The organism is Bradyrhizobium sp. C-145, assembly GCF_023375135.1.
GTDB lineage: Bacteria > Pseudomonadota > Alphaproteobacteria > Rhizobiales > Xanthobacteraceae > Bradyrhizobium > Bradyrhizobium zhanjiangense.
Genome location: NZ_CP088150.1, coordinates 4686406 through 4707139, shown reverse-complemented (window position 1 = coordinate 4707139; position 20734 = coordinate 4686406). Strand labels below are relative to the sequence as shown.

At 65.8% G+C, this 20734-nt stretch carries 19 protein-coding genes; 16 read left to right on the top strand and 3 right to left on the bottom strand.

Going from position 1 to position 20734, the window contains the following annotated elements:
• The first annotated feature begins 24 nt into the window (after positions 1-24).
• The 13 genes from LRP30_RS21960 (at position 25) to fabZ (ending at position 15378) form a co-directional block, all read left to right on the top strand.
• Positions 25-552 (top strand): DUF2846 domain-containing protein, encoded by a 528-nt coding sequence (locus LRP30_RS21960; RefSeq protein ID WP_164935035.1) that lies wholly within the window; start codon positions 25-27, stop codon positions 550-552.
• 222 nt (positions 553-774) lie between these two features.
• Positions 775-3318, top strand: coding sequence for a caspase family protein (locus LRP30_RS21955; RefSeq protein ID WP_249761652.1), 2544 nt, complete (start codon positions 775-777; stop codon positions 3316-3318).
• A gap of 213 nt (positions 3319-3531) precedes the next feature.
• The gene (locus tag LRP30_RS21950; protein ID WP_128933482.1) at positions 3532-4527 is read left to right on the top strand and encodes a 30S ribosomal protein S2; all 996 of its coding nucleotides are present in this window, start codon (positions 3532-3534) and stop codon (positions 4525-4527) included.
• Positions 4528-4660: 133 nt separating this feature from the next.
• Positions 4661-5584, top strand: coding sequence for a translation elongation factor Ts (gene tsf / locus LRP30_RS21945; RefSeq protein ID WP_128933483.1), 924 nt, complete (start codon positions 4661-4663; stop codon positions 5582-5584).
• A gap of 61 nt (positions 5585-5645) precedes the next feature.
• Complete coding sequence (gene pyrH, locus LRP30_RS21940; RefSeq protein WP_128933484.1) at positions 5646-6362, top strand: UMP kinase; 717 nt, start codon at positions 5646-5648, stop codon at positions 6360-6362.
• Positions 6363-6428: 66 nt separating this feature from the next.
• A complete protein-coding gene (gene frr, locus LRP30_RS21935) occupies positions 6429-6992 on the top strand; it encodes a ribosome recycling factor (protein ID WP_091885834.1) in 564 nt (187 codons plus the stop codon).
• Between the two features lie 12 nt (positions 6993-7004).
• The gene (locus tag LRP30_RS21930; protein WP_091885831.1) at positions 7005-7763 is read left to right on the top strand and encodes an isoprenyl transferase; all 759 of its coding nucleotides are present in this window, start codon (positions 7005-7007) and stop codon (positions 7761-7763) included.
• Positions 7760-8602 (top strand): phosphatidate cytidylyltransferase, encoded by an 843-nt coding sequence (locus tag LRP30_RS21925; protein ID WP_128941741.1) that lies wholly within the window; start codon positions 7760-7762, stop codon positions 8600-8602. The genes LRP30_RS21930 and LRP30_RS21925 overlap by 4 nt, the downstream gene beginning before the upstream one ends.
• A gap of 4 nt (positions 8603-8606) precedes the next feature.
• A complete protein-coding gene (dxr, locus tag LRP30_RS21920) occupies positions 8607-9830 on the top strand; it encodes a 1-deoxy-D-xylulose-5-phosphate reductoisomerase (RefSeq protein WP_249761651.1) in 1224 nt (407 codons plus the stop codon).
• Between the two features lie 44 nt (positions 9831-9874).
• Positions 9875-11026, top strand: a complete 1152-nt coding sequence (gene rseP / locus LRP30_RS21915; RefSeq protein ID WP_128945923.1) for an RIP metalloprotease RseP — start codon at positions 9875-9877, stop codon at positions 11024-11026.
• Positions 11027-11204: 178 nt separating this feature from the next.
• Positions 11205-13727, top strand: coding sequence for an outer membrane protein assembly factor BamA (bamA, locus tag LRP30_RS21910; protein WP_128933488.1), 2523 nt, complete (start codon positions 11205-11207; stop codon positions 13725-13727).
• 125 nt (positions 13728-13852) lie between these two features.
• Positions 13853-14920 (top strand): UDP-3-O-(3-hydroxymyristoyl)glucosamine N-acyltransferase, encoded by a 1068-nt coding sequence (lpxD, locus tag LRP30_RS21905; RefSeq protein ID WP_249761650.1) that lies wholly within the window; start codon positions 13853-13855, stop codon positions 14918-14920.
• Positions 14917-15378 carry a 3-hydroxyacyl-ACP dehydratase FabZ gene (gene fabZ / locus LRP30_RS21900; protein WP_091885814.1) on the top strand — a complete coding sequence of 154 codons (462 nt, stop codon included), beginning with the start codon at positions 14917-14919 and terminating at the stop codon, positions 15376-15378. Before lpxD ends, fabZ begins: the two co-directional genes overlap by 4 nt.
• 6 nt (positions 15379-15384) lie before the next feature.
• Here the strand turns inward: fabZ and LRP30_RS21895 are convergent, their stop codons facing one another.
• Positions 15385-15729, bottom strand: coding sequence for a KTSC domain-containing protein (locus LRP30_RS21895; RefSeq protein WP_249761808.1), 345 nt, complete (start codon positions 15727-15729; stop codon positions 15385-15387).
• A gap of 178 nt (positions 15730-15907) precedes the next feature.
• Between LRP30_RS21895 and lpxA the strand changes: the two genes are divergently transcribed.
• From lpxA to lpxB, 3 genes are read left to right on the top strand one after another with little or no spacing between them, the layout of a single operon-like run.
• Positions 15908-16699, top strand: a complete 792-nt coding sequence (gene lpxA, locus LRP30_RS21890) for an acyl-ACP--UDP-N-acetylglucosamine O-acyltransferase (RefSeq protein WP_249761649.1) — start codon at positions 15908-15910, stop codon at positions 16697-16699.
• Between the two features lie 19 nt (positions 16700-16718).
• Positions 16719-17576 (top strand): UDP-2,3-diacylglucosamine diphosphatase LpxI, encoded by an 858-nt coding sequence (gene lpxI / locus LRP30_RS21885; RefSeq protein WP_164935034.1) that lies wholly within the window; start codon positions 16719-16721, stop codon positions 17574-17576.
• Positions 17573-18751 carry a lipid-A-disaccharide synthase gene (gene lpxB / locus LRP30_RS21880; protein WP_249761648.1) on the top strand — a complete coding sequence of 393 codons (1179 nt, stop codon included), beginning with the start codon at positions 17573-17575 and terminating at the stop codon, positions 18749-18751. Before lpxI ends, lpxB begins: the two co-directional genes overlap by 4 nt.
• 103 nt (positions 18752-18854) lie before the next feature.
• On the opposite strand, the gene LRP30_RS21875 is transcribed toward lpxB, so the two are convergent.
• Positions 18855-19622, bottom strand: a complete 768-nt coding sequence (locus LRP30_RS21875) for an SDR family oxidoreductase (RefSeq protein ID WP_249761647.1) — start codon at positions 19620-19622, stop codon at positions 18855-18857.
• Complete coding sequence (ugpC, locus tag LRP30_RS21870) at positions 19619-20728, bottom strand: sn-glycerol-3-phosphate ABC transporter ATP-binding protein UgpC (RefSeq protein WP_249761646.1); 1110 nt, start codon at positions 20726-20728, stop codon at positions 19619-19621. Before ugpC ends, LRP30_RS21875 begins: the two co-directional genes overlap by 4 nt.
• Positions 20729-20734: the final 6 nt, after the last annotated feature.

The following is a 20734-nucleotide window of genomic DNA, read 5'->3' as shown; positions in this document are numbered from 1 at the left end:
CCGGGGAATGGGCTGGGGTGTGCGATGCTGCGACGGGGCGCGTTGTTGTTGGCCGTCGGTGCGATGCTGGTGGGCTGTGTCAGCGATCAGGTCGGAACCGACTTTGCCTCTGTGTCGAAAAAGGTCGGGCCTCCGCGCGCCGGGCACTCGCGCGTCGTCCTGCTCCAGGACAAGAGGAATGGCCTCAGCATGGCGATCTGCGCCTGTGAGGTGAGGCTCGACGGTGCGCCGCTCGGCAAAGTCGTGGCTGGGAAATACGCCTATGCCGATCGGCCGGCGGGTCGCCACGAATTGCTGGTGACGGAGCTGATGTTTCCGGGCGACACCAAGCGCGAGATCGTAATGGAGGCCGGCCGGACGCACTTCTACCTCATCAAGAGCAGCCCCAGGCACGACGCAGCGACCGGCGGCGCGATCGTCGGCGGCTTGGCCGGGCTTGCCGTCGTTTCCGTGGCGACAGCAGGAGACGCCAATCCCGGGCCGGCCGAACTCGTTGCGCTGGACGAGGCGACCGCGCGGACGAAGCTCGCCGAGCTGCAAGCTGTGGAGTGAGGTGCGCTGCATGACGATCCGATCGCACAGGGTAGGGACTTGAAGGAGCCTTGCGCCGTTTCGAGCTGACTTGAGGCTGACTTGAGGGTGATCTGGAGCTGACGGCAGCAGCGGCGTGGCCATGCCATCGCCTCAATCCGAGCTTTTCGTTCAACCGCCGTTCAGCCGGCTGCGCGCTTCATGCGTGGTGGCACCTCAACAACAATAGCGGGCAAGCAAGCCATGCGTGGGACGCTCAAAGTCTTCATTTGCCTTCTCCTGCCGATCGTGGCCCTTGCCGCCGGCGCGCCGGGACCCGTGCGCGCCCAGCAGCAGGAAAAGCGCATCGCGCTCGTGGTCGGCAACGGCGCCTATGCCAAATCGCCGCTGGCGACCACCGCGAACGATGCCGGCCTGATCGCCCAAACATTGCAGGCGGCGGGCTTCGACGTCGTCGGTGCGCGCGATCTCGACGGCGATACGCTGCGCAAGAGTTTTCGCGATTTCATCCAGAAGGCGCAGGCCTCAGGCCCCGGCACCGTCGCGATGATTTATCTCGCCGGCTATGGCGTGCAGCTTGCCGGCGAGAACTATTTCATCCCGGTCGATTCCAACATCACCCGCGACACCGACATTCCGACCGAGGCCTTGCGCGTCAGCGACTATGTCCGCCAGCTCGCCGCCATTCCGCTCAAGGCCAACATCGTCGTGCTCGATGCGGCCCGCGCGCAGCCCTTCATCGAAGGCGGCCAGCCGATCGCGAGTGGCCTCGCGCTGGTTGAGCCCGAGGCGAACATGCTGATCGCCTTCAATGCGGCGCCCGGCACGGTGGCGCCGGAGGAGCCGGGCCCCTACGGCATCTATGCGCAGTCGCTTGCCGAGATGATCCGCACCGGCGGCCTGCCGCTGCCCGAGGTGTTCGATCGCGTCCGCCTGCGCGTCAACGAGGCCAGCAAGGGTGCGCAGGTGCCCTGGAACGAGCAAAAGATTACCGCCCCATTTTCGTTCTTCGAGCGTGGGCCGGACGCGCCACCGCCGGAGGCCGCGCCCGACCAGGTTGCCGCGATCCGCAGCAAGCCGATCCGCGATCTCGGCGTGCAGGATGCCTATGCCGCCGCGCTCGAGCGCGACACGCTGCCGGCCTATGAGGAATTTCTCGCGGCCTATCCGAATGATCCGCTCGCAAAGCGCGTGATGGCAATCGTCGCGGCGCGCCGCGAAGCCATCACCTGGCGACGGACCTATCGGACCGACACGCCGGAGGCCTATTGGTCGTATCTGCGCCGCTATCCGCGTGGCCCGCATGCGGCCGATGCGCGCCGGCGCCTGGCGATCCTCACCGCGCCGGCCGAGCCGCCGCCGTCCTTTGCGATGATCGATTACGACGTGCCGCCACCGCCGCCGGAGGAGGTGGTCTATGTCGATCGCCCCGTGCTGTATTTCAGCGATCCCGATTTCGGCTTCGCGCCGCCGCCGCCGCCCCCGGTCTACTATCTGCCGCCGCCGCCGCCGGATTTCGTCGTGCTGCCGCCGCCGCTGCCCGTGGTCGGCCTGTTCGTGCTGCCGCAGCCGGTGTTCGTGCCGATCCCGGCGTTCGTCCAGCCGCCGGTCTATGTCGCGCCGCCACCGAACAACATCATCTACCAGAACATCCACAACACCACGGTCATCAATACCGTGATCAACCGTCCGCCGGCCGCGCCGACGGGCGCGGCGCCCGCGCTGGGCAATCTGGCGCCAGCGGTTGCCGGACGCGCCAACCCGGCCGGTCCAGCGGTGCCACAGGCCGTCGTCCAGCGCGCTGCCCTGATCCAGCAGGGCAAGGCGCCGATGCCGCCGAGTGCGAGCATCCAGCCGACGGCTAGACCTACGGCTAGACCTGGAGCGCCTGCCGCGACGCCGGCGAATGTCGCTCCGACTGTTGCGCCAACCGCTGCGCCACCGACCAGGCTGCCGCAGGCCAACACGCTGCCGGTCCCTGGCGCTCACGGCGGCCCGCCGGCGCCGCCCGCGGGGGCGGGGCCTCTGCCGGGCGGAAGGCCCGTGCCGCCGACGGCGACTGCACCCGGTGCGCCGTCGCCGACCCATCCGGGGGCGCCGACGACTGCTGCCCCCGGCACAACACCGCCGGCTCATTCCGGTGCCCCAACGGCTGCCGCGCCAGGGACGGCTGCGCCCACCGCGACAAGCCCGGCCGCCGGACCCGGCCAACCGCCGAAGCCGCCGGTGGCACAGACCCCACCCGGGGCCGGCCCTGCGGATCACGCCAAATCCGCGACCCGCGAGCCGGCCAGCTTGCCGCCGCCAGCGGCGGGTGGGCACGGCACGCCTCCGATCACCGCCGGCAGACCGGTCACGCCGCCACCCTCGGCCGCGCGCGAGCCGATCAAGCCGCCGAATCATCCGTCGGCTGCGCCGGCGCAGGCTGCCCGGCCGTCCGCACCGCCACCGCGGCCGCAAGCCGTGGCACGACCGACGCCTCCGCCGCCGGCCGCCGTCGCGCGCCCGGCACCGCCGCCTCCGCCGCATGTCGCATCGCCTCCACCGGCACGGGTGGCTCCGCCCGTGGCGGCTGCGCGGCCGGCGCCGCCGCCGGTCACAAGGCCAGCGCCGCCGCCGATGGCACGGCCCGCGCCGCCGCCGCCGGTGGCTCGGCCGGCACCACCGCCGCCGCCTCGGATGGCCGTCGCGCCTCCGCCGCCGCCGCGCCCGGCAGCGCCTCCGCCACACCCCGCGGCTCCGCCGCCGGCGGCAAAGAAGTGCCCGCCGAACCAGCCGAAGTGCTAAGGCTCGGCCCGATCTCTCTAAAAAAGGGGCCTCTCGCGGGCGAAAACCGCCCCCCGAAATGCCCTTATTTCCTTGCTTCTGGCCGAAATGGCGCTATATAGCGCGCCATCTCACACGGAAACATGGCTCACAAGGCCGTCCGGTGGCAACCGGGGCGAGAACGCTCCGTTTTGCTCACACGTTTCCGGAGGAACCAACCGGAGAATTAGAACGATGGCGCTACCTGATTTCACCATGCGTCAGCTGCTCGAAGCTGGCGTGCACTTTGGTCACCAGTCTCACCGCTGGAATCCGAAAATGGCACCGTTCATTTTCGGCACCCGCAACAACATCCACATCGTCGACCTCGCCCAGACCGTGCCGATGCTGCACCAGGCCCTCCAGGCCGTCAGCGACACGGTTGCCAAGGGCGGCCGCATCCTGTTCGTCGGCACCAAGCGCCAGGCGCAGGACGGCGTTGCCGACGCGGCCAAGCGCTGCGCGCAGTATTTCGTCAATTCGCGCTGGCTCGGCGGCACGCTGACCAACTGGAAGACGATCTCGGCCTCGATCAAGCGCCTGCGTCACCTCGATGACGTGCTCTCGGGCGGCGAAGCCAATTCCTACACGAAGAAGGAGCGCCTGACGCTGCAGCGCGAGCGCGACAAGCTCGACCGCTCGCTCGGTGGCATCAAGGACATGGGCGGTCTGCCCGACCTGATCTTCGTGATCGACACCAACAAGGAAGACATCGCGATCCAGGAAGCCCAGCGACTCAACATCCCGGTCGCGGCGATCGTCGACACCAATTCGGACCCCAAGGGCATCACCTATGTGGTGCCGGGCAATGACGACGCCGGTCGCGCCATTTCGCTGTACTGCGATCTCATTGCGCGTGCGGCGATCGATGGCATTTCGCGCGCCCAGGGCGATTCGGGCATCGACATCGGCGCCTCGGCCCAGCCGCTCGCTGAAGAGCTGCCGGCGCCCTCGTCGAGCGGTTTCCAGGGTCTTGCAGGTCCCCGCGGCACCGCGGACGACCTCAAGAAGCTGCCGGGCGTGTCCGGTGCGATCGAGAAGAAGTTCAACGATCTCGGCATCTTCCACTACTGGCAGCTCGCCGAGCTCGACCACGACACCGCGCACACGATCGGCGAAGAAGTCGGTCTGCCGAGCCGTGCGGATGCCTGGGTGGCCAAGGCCAAGGCGCTGACCGCGGAAGCGGAATAGTCAAAAAGAGCGATGGGTTGGCCGGATAGGATCCGGCCACCATTTCAGTTGACGCGAATTCCTGAGATGGACCGCGGCGGGGTGCTTCGATGCCGCGCCGCGGCAAACCGGCAGGCACAAAGGATTTTCAACGATGGCAACGATCACAGCTGCGATGGTCAAGGACCTGCGCGAGTCGACCGGCGCGGGCATGATGGACTGCAAGGCCGCCCTGACCGAAAACGACGGCAACATGGAAGCGGCGCAGGACTGGCTGCGCAAGAAGGGCCTGTCGAAGGCCGCCAAGAAGTCGGGCCGCGTCGCGGCTGAGGGCCTGATTGGCGCGCTCACCAAGGGCACCAAGGGCGTCGTGGTCGAGGTCAACTCCGAGACCGATTTCGTGGCGCGCAACGGCCAGTTCCAGGGGCTGGTCAAGATGATCGCCCAGGTCGCGTTCGACGTCGGCGCCGATGTCGAGAAGATCAAGGCCGCCAAGGTCGGCGACGTCACGATCGAGACCGCCATCAATGACGCGATCGCCACCATCGGCGAGAACATGACGCTGCGCCGCGCCGCCCAGCTCGAAGTCAGCCAGGGCGTGGTGTCGCACTATGTCCACGGGGCTGTCGTCGACGGCGCCGGCAAGATGGGCGTGATCGTAGCGCTGGAATCGCCGGGCAAGGCCGACGAGCTCGCAACGCTCGGTCGCCAGATCGCGATGCATGTCGCCGCCACCAACCCGCTGGCGCTCGATCCGTCCGGCCTCGATCCGGCGGTCGTCAAGCGCGAGAAGGACGTGCTCGCCGACAAATACCGCCAGCAGGGCAAGCCCGAGAACGTGATCGAGAAGATCGTCGAGTCCGGCCTCAAGACCTATTACAAGGAAGTCTGCCTGCTCGAGCAGGCCTTCATCCACGACACCGGCAAGTCGGTGGCGCAGGCAGTGAAGGAGGCCGAGGGCAAGGTCGGCGGGCCTGTGAAGATCGCGGGCTTTGTGCGCTATGCTCTCGGTGAGGGAATCGAGAAGCAGGAAAGCGACTTCGCAGCCGAGGTCGCGGCGGCCAGCGGCAAGAAGTAAGCGCCGGAACACCTCCTTCCGGCGTGCCGCCGGAAGCGGCGCCCGGACAAGGAAAGTGCTCATGACTGATCCGGTCTATCGTCGCGTCGTGATCAAGCTGTCCGGCGAATACCTCGCGGGACAGCAGGGCTTTGGTATCGACCAGCCGACCGTGGACCGGGTTGCGGATGATCTGATTGCCGCCCGCAAGCTCGGCACCGAGGTCGCGGTCGTGATCGGCGGCGGCAATATCGTGCGTGGTGTCGAGGTGTCATCCCGCGGCGTATCGCGCCCGACCGGCGACACCATGGGCATGCTCGCCACCATGATGAACTGCCTCGCGCTGGAAGCGGCGATCGAGCGCAAGGGCTCGCCGGCGCGCACGCTGTCGGCCTTCGTCATGCCGGAGATTTCCGAGCTGTTCACCCGCGCCGCGGCGCACAAATACCTCGCCGAGGGCCGGATCGTGCTGCTCGGCGGCGGAACCGGCAATCCGTTCTTCACCACCGACACGACCGCGGTGTTGCGCGCCGCCGAGATCGGCGCCCAGGCGGTGCTGAAGGCGACCAATGTCGACGGCGTCTACTCGGCCGACCCGAAGAAGGATCCGACCGCCACGCGGTTCGACCGGCTGACGCATTCGCAGGCCATCGAGGGCGACTACAAGGTGATGGATGCCACCGCCTTCGCGCTTGCCCGCGAGACGTCGCTGCCTATCATTGTATTCTCGATCGCGCAGTCGGGTTCGATCGGTGCGATTCTGCGTGGTGCCGGCCACGGAACCATTGTCGCCGGCTGACGGCTCGTCGTCGCGCCCCGAGAGAAGGGCGCGGAGCGGTCGCCGGGATTTTGAAGGAGAAACGTGATGGCCACGGGTAGTTTCGACCTCAACGAAGTGAAGCGCCGCATGCAGGGCGCCGTCCAGTCCCTCAAGCACGAGCTTGGCGGCCTGCGGACGGGGCGCGCCTCCGCCTCGATGCTCGATCCGGTGCAGGTCGACGCTTATGGCACTCACATGCCACTCAATCAGCTCGCCACCGTCAGCGTGCCGGAGCCGCGCCTGATCTCGGTGCAGGTCTGGGACAAGTCGATGGTCAAGGCCGTGGAGAAGGCGATCGTCGATTCCAACCTCGGCCTGTCGCCCGCGACCGAAGGCCAGGTGCTGCGCCTGCGTATTCCCGAGCTCAACGAGGAGCGCCGCAAGGAGCTGGTGAAGGTCGCGCACAAATACGCGGAGGCCGCCAAGGTCGCTGCGCGCCATGTCCGTCGCGACGGTCTCGACGTGCTCAAGAAGCTCGAGAAGAATCACGAAATGTCGGAGGACGACCAGAAGCGTCACGCCGACGAGGTGCAGAAGGCGACCGACGGCACGATCACCGAGATCGACCAGCTGCTGGCCGCCAAGGAAAAAGAAATCCTCACGGTTTAAGGCATCGCCTTCATGTCCAACGCCGCCGCGCCCGCAACCGAAGGACCCGACCGGTCCGACGCGCCTGCGCATGTCGCCATCATCATGGATGGCAACGGGCGTTGGGCGGCTGCGCGCGGCTTGCCGCGTGCGGAAGGGCATCGCCGTGGCGTGGACGCGCTGCGCCGCGTGGTGCGCGCCTCGCACGAGCTCGGCATTCGCTATCTCACCATCTTCTCGTTCTCCTCGGAGAACTGGTCGCGCCCGGCGAGCGAAATCGGCGATCTCTTCGGCCTGCTGCGGCGCTTCATCCGCAACGATCTGGCGAGCCTGCATCGCGACGGCGTCAAGGTCCGCATCATCGGCGAGCGCGAAGGGCTCGAGAGCGATATCTGCGCGCTCCTCAACGAGGCGGAGGAGCTGACGCGCGACAACACGCGCCTCACGCTCGTCGTCGCCTTCAACTACGGCTCGCGGCAGGAGATCGCGAAGGCCGCGCAGAAGCTCGCGCGCGAGGTCGCAGAGGGCAGGCGGGATCCCGCCACGATCGACGCCGAGACGCTTGGCGCGCATCTCGATGCGCCCGACATTCCCGATCCCGATCTCATCATCCGCACCAGCGGCGAGCAGCGCCTGTCCAACTTTCTGATGTGGCAGGCCGCCTATAGCGAGCTCGTCTTCGTGCCGATCCACTGGCCCGATTTCGACAAGGCGGCGCTGGAAAGCGCGATCGCCGAATTTGCCAGGCGCGAGCGCCGTTTCGGCGGCCTGGTCGCGAAAACCGCCTCGTGAGCGAACCCGACGCCGCGCCGGCGGGCTCTGCGCCTGCCCCGAGCAATCTCGTGCTGCGGATCCTCGCCGCGCTCGTGCTGGCGCCGCTCGCCATTGCGCTCGCCTACGCCGGCGGCTGGCTGTGGGCACTTCTTGTCACCCTGGTATCGATCGGACTGTTCGCGGAATGGCTGATGGTGGTGGGCGCGGGCTCGGTCGCGCTGACTGGGACGGGGACTATCGTCATCGCCATCATGGGATTTTGCGTTGCCTTCGGCGCGCTCAAGACGGCTGTCATCGCCGGCTTCATCGGCGGTGCGATCGTGACGCTGATCGCGCGGGGCAAGTTCGTCTGGGCGGCTACCGGATTCGCCTATGCATCGGCAGCGCTGCTGGCCTCGATCCTGGTGCGGCAGGATCTCTTAAACGGGTTCGCTGCCCTGATGTTCGTGCTGCTCGTGGTGTGGGCGACCGATATCGGCGGCTATTTCGCCGGCCGCAGCATCGGTGGACCGAAGCTGTGGCCACGCGTGAGTCCCAAGAAGACCTGGGCGGGCGCTCTCGGCGGCTTTGTCGCAAGCCTCTTGGTTGCGGTGGGCTTCGCGGCTTGCGGGCTCGGAAAGATGGCGCCATTGCTGCTCGTCAGCGCCATCCTGTCGGTGGTATCGGCGTTGGGCGATCTGTTCGAATCCGCGGTGAAGCGGCGCTTCGGCGTCAAGGATTCCAGTCACTTAATTCCCGGCCATGGCGGACTTATGGACCGCCTGGACGGCTTTGTTGCCGCCATCCTGGCGGCATGGATTATCGGCTTTCTCCGCCATGGTGTGCATAGCGCTGGAAGCGGTCTTATGGTTTGGTGAGGATATGAGCGCGGTCCCATTGCGTAACAACAGGCTTGCTGCGTCTGCCGTCCGCAGCGTCACGGTACTCGGTGCCACCGGCTCGATCGGCGACAGCACGATGGATTTGCTGCGCGCCTCGCCCGAACGCTATCGCGTCGAGGCGCTGACGGCGAACGGCAATGTCGAAGCGCTGGCCAAGCTCGCGAAGGAATTCTCCGCGCGTTACGTCGCGATCGCCGACACCTCCAAGCTCGCCGAGCTGAAGGCCGCGTTGGCCGGGACCAGCACCGAATGCGGCGCCGGCGAAAGCGCGGTGATCGAGGCGGGTGCGCGTCCTGCCGATTGGGTGATGGCGGCCGTGAGCGGCGCCGCCGGACTGAAGCCGGCCCTGGCCGCGGTTGATCGCGGCGCGCATGTCGCGCTCGCCAACAAGGAATGCCTGGTCTGCGCCGGCGATTTCTTCATGCAGCGCGCGGCAAAGGCCGGCGCCTGCATCCTGCCGGCCGATTCCGAGCACAATGCTTTGTTCCAGGCGCTGAGCTCAGGCAATCGCGACGAGCTCGTCCGCGTCATCATCACGGCCTCCGGCGGCCCGTTCCGGACCTGGAAGCCTGCCGACATCGAGCAGGCCACGCTCGAGCAGGCCCTGAAGCACCCCAACTGGAGCATGGGCCAAAAGATCACGATCGATTCCGCCTCGATGATGAACAAGGGGCTCGAGGTGATCGAGGCGTCCTATCTGTTCGCGCTCGCGCCCGACGAGATCGACGTGCTCGTTCATCCGCAGTCGATCATCCACGGCATGGTCGAGTTTTCCGATTGCTCCGTCGTGGCCCAGCTCGGCGCGCCCGACATGCGGACGCCGATCGCGCATTGTCTCGGCTGGCCCGACCGTATCAAGGGTCCGGCGGCCAAGCTCGACCTGGCCAAGATCGGCCAACTGACCTTCGAGGCGCCGGATTTCGAGCGGTTCCCGGGCCTGCGCCTGGCCTTCGATTCGCTCCGGACCGGGAAGGGAGCGACCACGGTCTACAATGCTGCCAACGAGGTCGCCGTCGCCGCCTTCATCGCCGGCAAGATCTGGTTTGGTGCGATCGCGCGCCTGGTCGAGGCGACGCTGGACGACTGGGTCCGCAGCGGGAACCAGGCTCCGATGACCTCGGCCGATGATGCAATCTCCGTTGACCATGTTGCTCGAAATAGAGCTGCCGCCCTATTGCCTCAAATTGCCTTAAAGGCATCCTAGATGGTTCGGGGCCAGGGCCTTGCGGCGCTGGATGAGGGAATTCGATGATCGACTTTTTTGTCCATAGTTTCAATACGTTGAGCCATGGGCTCCTCGGTTACGTGATCCCCTTCCTGTTCGTCCTGACCATCGTCGTGTTCTTCCACGAGCTCGGCCATTTCCTGGTCGCGCGCTGGGCGGGCGTTCGCGTTTTAACCTTTTCACTCGGTTTCGGGCCTGAGCTGGTCGGTTTCAACGACCGTCACGGGACCCGCTGGAAAATCTCGGCGATTCCGCTTGGCGGCTACGTCAAGTTCTTCGGCGACGAGAGCGAGGCCTCGACCCCGTCGGCCGAGACGCTAGCGGCCATGACGGCCGAGGAGCGCGCCGGCAGCTTCCATCACAAGAAGGTCGGCCCGCGCGCCGCCATCGTCGCCGCCGGACCGATCGCCAATTTCATCCTGGGCGCGCTGATCTTCGCCGCCATGGCGCTGTACTACGGCAAGCCGAGCACGATCGCGCGCGTGGACGGCGTCGTCGCCGACGGCGCTGCGGCCGCGGCGGGCTTCAAGATCGGGGACGTCGTCGTCCAGATCGACGGCAAACCGATCGAGAGCTTTGCCGACATGCAGCGAATCGTTGCGATGAGCGCAGGTTCAGCGCTTGCGTTCCAGGTGAAGCGGGACGGCGCCATCGTGTCGCTGACCGCGACCCCCGCACTGCTCGAGCGCAAGGATCCCTTCGGCAACCGTCATCGTGTCGGCGTGCTCGGTGTCGAGCACAAGTCGCAGGCTGGTGAGGCCTCGACCGCTCCAGTGGGCATCGGCGAAGCGCTCAAGATCGGCGTCGAGCAGGTCTGGTTCATCATCACCAGCACCTTCAAGTTCCTGGGCTCGTTGTTCGTCGGAAACGGCAATCCCAACGAGGTCAGCGGCGTCCTGGGAATCGCGAAGATGTCGGGGCAGGCGGCCAGCGCCGGATTCCAGTTCGTGATCAATCTGTGCGCAGTGCTGTCGGTGTCGATCGGCCTGTTGAACCTGTTCCCGATCCCGCTGCTCGATGGCGGTCACCTTATGTTCTATGCGGCGGAAGTGGTCCGCGGCCGGCCGCTGTCCGAACGGACTCAGGAGATGGGGTTCCGAATCGGGCTCGGTTTGGTGCTGATGTTGATGGTATTTGCGACCTACAACGACATCCTTCGGATGGCGGCTTCCTGATAGGGGCTTTTTTGTGGCGTTGCTGTTGAGCAACGTCTTGGAATGAAATTGAAATTGCGGCGCGCTCGACCGTTTGCGGCGTCGGTGAAATTGGCTACAAGCGGCCTGAACTTGGGGAATCTTTCCAGATCGGCGTTGGGGTTGGGTCTGGTACGGAATGATAAGGGCGCGTTGCGCGATGAAGTTTGGACTGCGACTCCGGGGGGGCTTGCTCGCAACCCTGATCATGTTCGGCGCGCCGGTGGTTGCCCCGGTTGGGGCTGTTTTCGTGTCTTCGTCTGCGCTCGCTCAGACGGTCCAGTCGATTTCCGTCCAAGGAAATCGCCGTGTCGAGGTGGAGACGATCCGCTCCTATTTCAAGCCGGGCCCGGGCGGCCGCCTGGATCAAGGCGCCATCGACGACGGCCTGAAGGCGTTGATCGAGACCGGCCTGTTCCAGGACGTCAGGATCAATCGCGGCCCCGGCGGCCAGATCATCGTCTCCGTGGTGGAAAACCCGGTGATCGGGCGCATTGCCTTCGAGGGCAACAAGAAGATCAAGGACGAGCAGCTCACCGCTGAGGTCCAATCCAAGGCACGGGGCACCTTCTCCCGCGCCATGGTGCAGTCCGACACATTGCGAATCGCTGAGATCTATCGCCGGTCCGGCCGCTATGACGTGCGCGTCACGCCTGAAATCATCGAGCAGCCGAACAATCGCGTCGACCTGATCTTCACGATCGAGGAGGGCGCCAAGACCGGCGTCAAGTCGATCGAGTTCGTCGGCAACAATGCGTTCTCGTCTTATCGCCTGCGCGACGTCATCAAGACGCGCGAATCGAACCTGCTGAGCTTCCTCGCCAGCGGTGACATCTACGATCCCGATCGCGTCGAGGCCGACCGCGACCTGATCCGTCGCTTCTATCTCAAGCACGGCTTCGCCGACGTCCAGGTCGTGGCCGCGCTCACCGAATACGATCCGGAGAAGAAGGGCTTCAACGTCACCTTCAAGATCGAGGAAGGCGCGCAATACCGCGTCGGCGCGGTCGACTTCCGCTCCAGCATTCCGAATTTCGATCCCTCGTCGCTGCGCGGGTATTCGCGCGTCAGCGTCGGCTCGCTCTACAACGTCGAATCGGTCGAGAAGTCGGTCGAGGAGATGCAGATCGAGGCTTCGCGCCGCGGTTATGCCTTCGCCGTTGTTCGTCCCGGCGGCGACCGCAATTTCGAGGCCCATACCGTCTCCGTCGTGTTCAACGTCGACGAGGGCCCGCGCACCTATATCGAGCGCATCAACCTGCGCGGCAACACCCGCACGCGCGACTACGTGATCCGCCGCGAGTTCGACATCTCGGAAGGCGATGCCTACAACCGCGCGCTGGTCGATCGCGCCGAGCGGCGGCTGAAGAATCTCGACTACTTCAAGAGCGTGAAGATCACGACGGAGCCCGGCTCGTCGAGCGACCGCGTGATCCTGATCGTCGATATGGAAGAGAAATCGACCGGCGACTTCTCGATCTCCGGCGGCTACTCCACGACCGACGGCGCGCTGGCCGAAGTGTCGATCTCCGAGCGCAATCTGCTCGGCCGCGGCCTGTTCGCCAAGGCGTCGGTGACCTATGGCCAGTATGCGCGCGGTTACTCGCTCTCGTTCGTCGAGCCCTATCTGCTCGACTACCGCGTCGCGCTCGGCCTCGACCTCTATCAGCGCCAGCAGCTGGCCAACAGCTACATCTCTTACGGCACCAAGACGCTCGGCTTCTCGCCGCGCCTCGGCTTCTCCTTGCGTGAAGACCTGGCGCTCCAGCTGCGCTACTCGATCTACCAGCAGGAAATCACGCTGCCGTACTATCTGGCGAACTGTAACAACAATCTGGGAACGTCGGCCTTCAACCCGAGCCCGGCCTTCGCCGCCGTGAACGGCATCGACCTGAGCTCGACCAACGGCCTCGGCTGCTACAGCGATGGCGAAGCCTCGCTGCCGGTGCGCAAGGAGCTTGCCAACGGCAAGACCCTGACCTCGGCGCTCGGCTACACGCTGACCTACAACACGCTGGACAACAACAAGAATCCCACCGACGGTCTGCTCATCGACTTCCGGCAGGATTTCGCCGGCGTCGGCGGCGACGTCAGCTATCTGAAGACCGTTGCGGACGGAAAGTACTACGCTCCGCTGGTGTCTGACATCGTCGGCATCGTCCGTCTTCAGGGCGGTATTCTGACCAAGATCAACGATGATCTGCGGATGCTCGACCACTTCCAGATGGGCCCGAACCTCGTCCGTGGCTTCGCGCCGAACGGCATCGGCCCGCGCGACCTGAATCCTTTCGGTACGCAGGACGCGCTCGGCGGCACCAAGTATTGGGGCGCTTCGCTCGAATTGCAGATGCCGTTCTGGTTCCTGCCCAAGGAAGTGGGTCTGAAGGGCGCAGTCTATGCCGACGCCGGCGGTCTCTACGACTATAAGGGACCGACGAGTTGGACCGCTACCAACGAGGTCAATGTGCCGGGCTGTATCCCGTCGACCATCAATCCGACGAGCACCGGAACCTGTACCGGCCTCGTTTACGACGACAGCAAGGTGGTCCGCACGTCGGTCGGTGTCGGCCTGATCTGGCAGTCGCCGTTCGGTCCGCTGCGCTTCGACTACGCCGTGCCGCTCACCAAGGGCAAGTACGACCGCACGCAGGAGTTCCGGTTCGGCGGCGGCACCACGTTCTAATTCGATCAGCACGGCACGATCCGGATCACTGGAGCCGGTTTCCGAAAGGGATCGTGCCAATCCTGCAGATGAGGCATGATGCGGCCTGACCGCTTCATGCCGAAGCCGGACCGCGACGGGGTGGAATGGCGCAGCCGACCTTCTTCACAAAACCGCCTGCCTCAGCGTTGGCTGACATCGCCGCGCTGATCAAGGCGCAGCTCGTCGACCCCGAAAGGGGCGGCCGGATCATCACGGGCCTTGCTTCACTCGACGAAGCCGGCCCGATGCATCTGGCGTTCTTCGACAACCTGAAATATGCCGATCAGCTCAAGGCGACCCGGGCCGGGGCCTGCCTCGTCAGCCCGCGCTTCGAGGCCGAAGTGCCCGCGCATGTGGCCGTGCTGCGGGTGGCGCAGCCGTTCCGTGCCTTCGTCAGGATCGCGCGGGAATGGCACGGAGACGCGCTCAGGCCGCAATCCTGGGTCGGCAATGACGGCATCGCGCCGTCCGCCATCATCGATCCCACGGCTCGGCTCGAGGACGGCGTGATCGTCGATCCCCTGGCCGTGATCGGCCCGGACGTCGAGATCGGTAGCGGCACCGTGATCGGCGTCGGCGCGGTGATCGGCCCCGGCGTCAAGATCGGCCGGGACTGCAATGTCGGTGCCCGCACGGCCATCCAGTGCTCCCTGATCGGCAACAACGTGCTGATCCATCCGGGCTGCTCGATCGGCCAGGACGGCTACGGCTTCATCTTCTTCGGCCCCGAGGGCCACCTGAAGGTGCCGCAGACCGGGCGGGTGCTGATCCAGAATGACGTCGAGGTCGGCGCCAACACCACGATCGACCGCGGCTCCTTGCGCGACACCGTGATCGGCGAAGGGACCAAAATCGACAATCAGGTCCAGATCGGCCACAATGTGACGATCGGACGGCACTGCCTGCTGGCGGCCCAGATCGGCCTCGCCGGCAGCCTGACCATCGGCGACAACGTGGCGCTGGGAGCGAAGGTTGGCATCAACAACCACCTCAAGATCGGCGACGGAGCTCAGGTGACCGCCATGAGCGCCGTCAAGGACGACATCCCGCCGGGCGGACGCTGGGGCGGGCATTTCGCCAAGCCGACCAAACAGTGGTTCAAGGAGATCATCGCGGTGGAGCGCCTGGTGCGCGACAGCAAGGCCGATGCGAAGGACGAGGGACGGGAATGACGGTGGAATCACCTGTTAAGTTCGAACTGGTGGATATCAACGCGATCCTCCAGACCCTGCCGCACCGCTTTCCGATGCTCCTGATCGACCGCGTGATCAACATCCGCGCCGATTACAGCGGCATCGGCATCAAGAACGTCACCTTCAACGAGCCGGCCTTCCAAGGGCACTTTCCCGAGCGCCCGGTCTATCCCGGCGTGATGATGATCGAGGCGATGGCGCAGACCGCGGGCGTGATCGGCATCAAGTCGGTCGAGGGCACCGAGAAGCCGCGCGCGGTCTATTTCCTGACCATCGACAAGTGCAAGTTCCGCAAGCCCGTGCTGCCCGGCGATACCATCGAGTATCACATGCGTTCGCTCGGCCGCCGCAAGGCCATGTGGTGGTTTCACGGCGATGCCAAGGTCAACGGGCAGATCGTTGCGGAAGCCGACGTCGGCGCTATGCTGACGGACTGAGCGAAATCAGCCCTTGCGGACCGGCTCGCGTGTCCGGCACGCGTAGCTCCCGGTGGTCGCCTCGGGCTTGATATTTTGGTTGAAGAACTGCCCCATGGAGGGCGCGCCGAGGAGACGCTCGACCGTGTCGGGCGTCACGCCGCAATAACGGTCATAGGCTCCGTTGTTCGCGACAATCAGATCCTGCTGCTTGCGATCGTAACAGACCCGCTGAAGCACCGTGCTGCGGGTGATGTCCCGGCATTCAAATGACCCGAGATCGACGAGGTGGCGTTCGCCGGTCTCGACCGTCTCGGACACGATCGGAGCCGTCGCGAGCTGGGCGAGCAGAAGTGCCAGGGTCCTGACCACGATCACCTCAAGCTTCACATGAACCTGTTGATGGGCCGGGAAGGCCACCTCATCCGGCACATGAAACACGCCGAGATGATACGTCACTGGACAGATCGGGCATAGTCGCGCTAACCAGCCGAAAACCAAGCGACTTCAATACATAACCAGGACCTTCTTGACGAGTAAGATTGGCTTGATGAGCAAGATTGATCCCACCGCACGGGTCGCGGACGGCGCCGTGATCGGCGCGGGCACCGAGATCGGCCCCTATTGCATCATCGGCCCGAACGTCGTGATCGGCGCGAACTGCCAGCTGATCGGACATGTGCATGTCACGGCGCAGACCACGATCGGTGACGGTTGCACCATTTACCCGTTCGCCTCGCTCGGCACGCCGCCGCAATCGCTCAGCTATCGTGGCGAGCTGACGCAGCTCAAGATCGGCTCGGGCTGCATCATCCGCGAATCCGTGACCATGAATGCTGGCACCGTCGCAGGCGGCGGCGTCACCATGGTTGGCGACCGCGGGTATTTCATGAACTGCAGCCATGTCGGCCACGACTGCCATGTCGGCAATGACGTGATCTTCGCGACGTCGGCAACGCTCGGCGGCCACTGCGAGATCGGCGACTTTGTCTTCATCGGCGGCCTGTCCGCAGTGCACCAGTTCACGCGCATCGGCCCGCAGGTCATGGTCGGCGGTGTGTGCGGCGTGCGCGACGACATTATCCCGTTCGGCCTCGTCAACGGCCAGTATGCGGTGCTGGAAGGCCTCAATCTGATCGGCATGAAGCGGCGCAAGTTCACCAAGCAGCGGCTTGCGACCGTGCGCGGGTTCTACCAAAAACTCTTCCATGGTCCCGGCACTTTCGCCGAGCGGCTGGAGGCCGCGCGGCCGCTCGCGGGCGAAGACCCTGCGATCGCCGAAATCCTCGACTTCATCGGCAAGGGCAAGCGCCCGCTCTGTCTTCCCGCCATCGCGAAGTGATCGTAGGATGGCCGCGGGCATGACATCGGCGGCTGCGGAGATTTCCTCACCTGTCGGCGTGGTCGCCGGCGGCGGCGCGATGCCGTTCGCGGTCGCCGAATCGCTCGCCGCGCGCGGCATCACGCCGGTGCTGTTTCCGCTGCGCGGGGCCTGCGATCCGGCGCGGGTGGAGAAATTCCGCCACCGCTGGATCTCGGTCGGCCAGCTCGGCCGCGCGATGCGGCTGTTTCGCGAAGAAGGCTGCCGCGACCTGATCTTCATCGGCACATTGGTGCGCCCCTCGCTCTCGGAGATCCGCTTCGACGTCAAGACGCTGCGCCTGCTCGGAAACGTCATCCGCGCCTTCCGCGGCGGCGACGATCATCTGTTGTCCGGCGTCGGCCGCATCCTCGAGCAGGACGGCTTTCGCATGGTCGGCATCAAGGACGTCGCGCCCGATCTGCTGATGCCCGAGGGCTGCATCAGCCGCGCCTGGCCGAGCGACACCGGCAAGACCGACATCGAGCGCGGCCGGGCGGTGCTGACCGCGCTCGGTCCGTTCGACATCGGCCAGGCTGCGGTCGTGATCGACGGTCATGTCGTGGCGGTCGAGGATATCGAGGGCACCGACGCGCTGCTTGCGCGCGTCGCGCGGCTGCGCGAGGAGGGCCGTATTCGCGCGGCCATGGGCCGCGGCGTGCTGGTGAAGGCGCCGAAGAGCGGCCAGGACCTGCGCTTCGACCTGCCGACGATCGGCCCGCGCACCATCGAGGGCGTCGCAAAGGCGGGCCTTGCCGGCATCGCCGTCATCGCCGGCAACACGATTGCGGCCGAGCCGCAGGCGATGATCGCGCTCGCCGACGCCAAATACCTCTTCGTCATCGGCCTGCCGGCGTGATGCAGGGCCGCGATCCCAAGCGCAAGATCTTCCTGATCGCCACGGAGGAATCCGGCGACAGGCTCGGCAGTGCCTTGATGAAGGTGCTGCGTCAGCGCCTCGGCGACGGTGTGCAGTTCGAAGGCGTCGGCGGCCGCACCATGGCGCGCGAGGGGCTCGAGACCCTGTTTCCGATCGAGGAGCTCTCGATCGTCGGCTTCGCCGCCGTCATTCAGCAATTGCCGAAAATCCTACGGCTGATCCGTAAGACGGTCGACGCCGTGACCGAGGCCGCGCCCGACGCGCTCGTCATCATCGACAGCCCCGACTTCACCCATCGCGTCGCCCGCCGCGTGCGCTCGCGCAGTCCGGCGATTCCGATCGTCGATTACGTGTCGCCGCAGCTCTGGGCGTGGCGGCCGGGACGGGCGCGGACCATGCTCGGTTATGTCGACCATGTCCTCGGCCTCTTGCCGTTCGAGCCGGAGGAATACCGCAAGCTGGGCGGGCCGCCATGCAGCTATGTCGGCCATCCCCTGGTCGAGCAATTGGGCTCGCTGCGGCCGAATGCGGAGGAACAGAAGCGCCGCAACAGCGAGCCGCCGGTGCTCCTGGTGCTGCCCGGCAGCCGCCGCAGCGAGATCCGGCATCACCTCGAGGTGTTCGGCGCGGCGCTCGGCCGCTTGCAGGCGAAGGGGCGCGCGTTTGAATTGATGCTGCCGACCATGCCGCACCTCGAAGCGACCATCCGCGAGGGCATCGCGAATTGGCCGGTCCAGCCGCAGATCGTGATCGGCGAGAACGACAAGCGCGCCGCCTTCCGCATTGCCCACGCGGCGCTGGCGAAGTCGGGCACGGTGACGCTGGAGCTCGCACTGTCGGGCATTCCGATGGTGACGGCCTATCGCGTCGGCGCCATCGAGGCTTTCATCCTGCGCCGCGCGATCCGCGTCTCCTCGGTAATCCTCGCCAATCTCGTGATCGGCAAGGATGTCATTCCGGAGTATTTGCAGGAGGAGTGCACGCCGGAGAAGCTGGCACCGGCGCTCGCTGGGCTGCTGACGGATTCGCCGCTGCGCCGGGAGCAGGTCGAAGCGTTCGCCCGGCTCGATCAGATCATGTCGACCGGCAACAAGTCGCCGAGCGTGCTCGCCGCCGACATCGTGCTCGCGACGATGCGCAAGGGCAGGCGTTAAGACGGATTCGTAGGGTGGGCAAAGCGAAAGCGTGCCCACCATTTCTCCTCCTCAATTGCGTAGAGAGACGGTGGGCACGCTGCGCTTTGCCCACCCTACAGGACTAGCCGAGACCGCCATCGACCTGAAAGCATTGGCGCGTGATGCGCTGGCTCTCGTCGGAGGCGAGGAACAGCGCCATGTTGGCGATGTCGTCGGGTGTCACCGCATCGGGAACGGCCTGACGCGCGCGCATCTCGGCGATGGTCTGCTCGTTCGGATACCACAGCTGGCGCTGGCGCTCGGTGATCACCATGCCTGGCGCAATCGCGTTGACGCGAATGCGGTCGGGACCGACCAGCCTAGCCAGCGAGTTAGTGAAGCCGACGATCGCCGCTTTCGCGGCAGCATAGACCGGCAGCGCCGGCGCGCCACGCATCCAGGCGATCGACGACATATTGATGATCGAGCCGCCGCCGCGCGCCTGCATCTGCGGCACCACCGCTTGCGCCGCGAAGAAGACGTGCTTGAGGTTGACGCCGATCATCCAGTCGAAATCGGCCGGCGTCACCTCGGAGAGAACCTGGCGTTGATCGTTGGCGGCGTTGTTGACGAGAACGGCGGCATCGCCGAGCGAACGGTGGACCTCGGCCATCGCGGTGCGCAAGGCGTCGATGTTCAGGAGATCGCAGGGCACGAACAGCGGGGCGGTCCCGCCCCCTGCCGCCACCTCCCGCACCAGCGTTTCACCGGCCTTCGTGTCGATGTCGAGGAAGGCGATGCGGGCGCCCTGGGTCGCGAACGCCCGTACAAAGGCAGCGCCGATGCCACTGGCGCCGCCGGTGATCAACACCACGCGGTCCGCAAGGCCTGAATAGGTGGTCTTCGTCATGCGATCAGTCGCTCCGTCTCGGGGTCGAACAGGCAAATGCGGCGCGTGTCGAGCGCGAAGGAGGCGGACGCGCCGAGCGTGGGACGGATATCGGGCGAGATACGCGCCATCGCGGGCTCGCCCCCGAGCCGCAGCAACACCATCGTCTCGGCACCGGTCGGCTCGACCATTTCCACCGGCGCGTTGACGAGGACAGGTGCATCGCCGGAGAACGCGCGGCTGCCTTCGGCAATGCATTCCGGCCTGATCCCGAACACCACCTCGCGACCGACGAAGGATGCTGCGGCGTCATATCCTCTCAGGCGCAGACGAACCTCGTCCGGCCGCCCTGCGCCGATCACGACCACCGGCCCGTCACTCGCGGCCTCGAGCCGCGCCGGCATGGTGTTCATCGGCGGCGAGCCCATGAAGCGCGCCACGAACAGATTGGCGGGGTAGCGGTACACGGTATCGGGATCGGCAAACTGCTGCACGCTGCCCTGATGCATCACCGCGATCCGCGTCGCCATCGTCATCGCCTCGATCTGGTCGTGGGTGACATAGACGATGGTGGCGCCGATGCGCTGATGCAGCCGCTTGATCTCCATCCGCATCTCGACGCGCAGCTTGGCGTCGAGATTGGACAGCGGCTCGTCGAACAGGAAGAGCAGGGGATTGCGCACCAGCGCCCGCCCCATCGCCACGCGCTGGCGTTGGCCGCCGGACAATTGCGACGGCTTGCGGCCGAGCAGCGGCTCGATCTGGAGCAGTTTTGCGACGTTCGCGACCGACTTCTCCTGCTCGGCCTTCGGCACGTGGCGGCATTCCATGCCGAAGGTGATGTTCTGGCGCACCGTCATCGAGGGATAGAGCGCGTAGGACTGAAACACCATCGCGATGTCGCGGTCTTTCGGCGCGACGTCGTTGACGACGCGTCCGCCGATCTCGATCGTTCCCGCGCTCGGCCGGTCGAGCCCGGCAACGATGTTGAGCAGCGTGGACTTGCCGCAGCCGGACGGTCCGACCAACACGGTGAACTCCCCGCTCTCGATGTCGAGATCGATGCCCTTCAGCACCTCCAGATTGGCGTAGCGCTTGGACAGGGCGCGAATGCTTAGTGCTGCCATGACAAA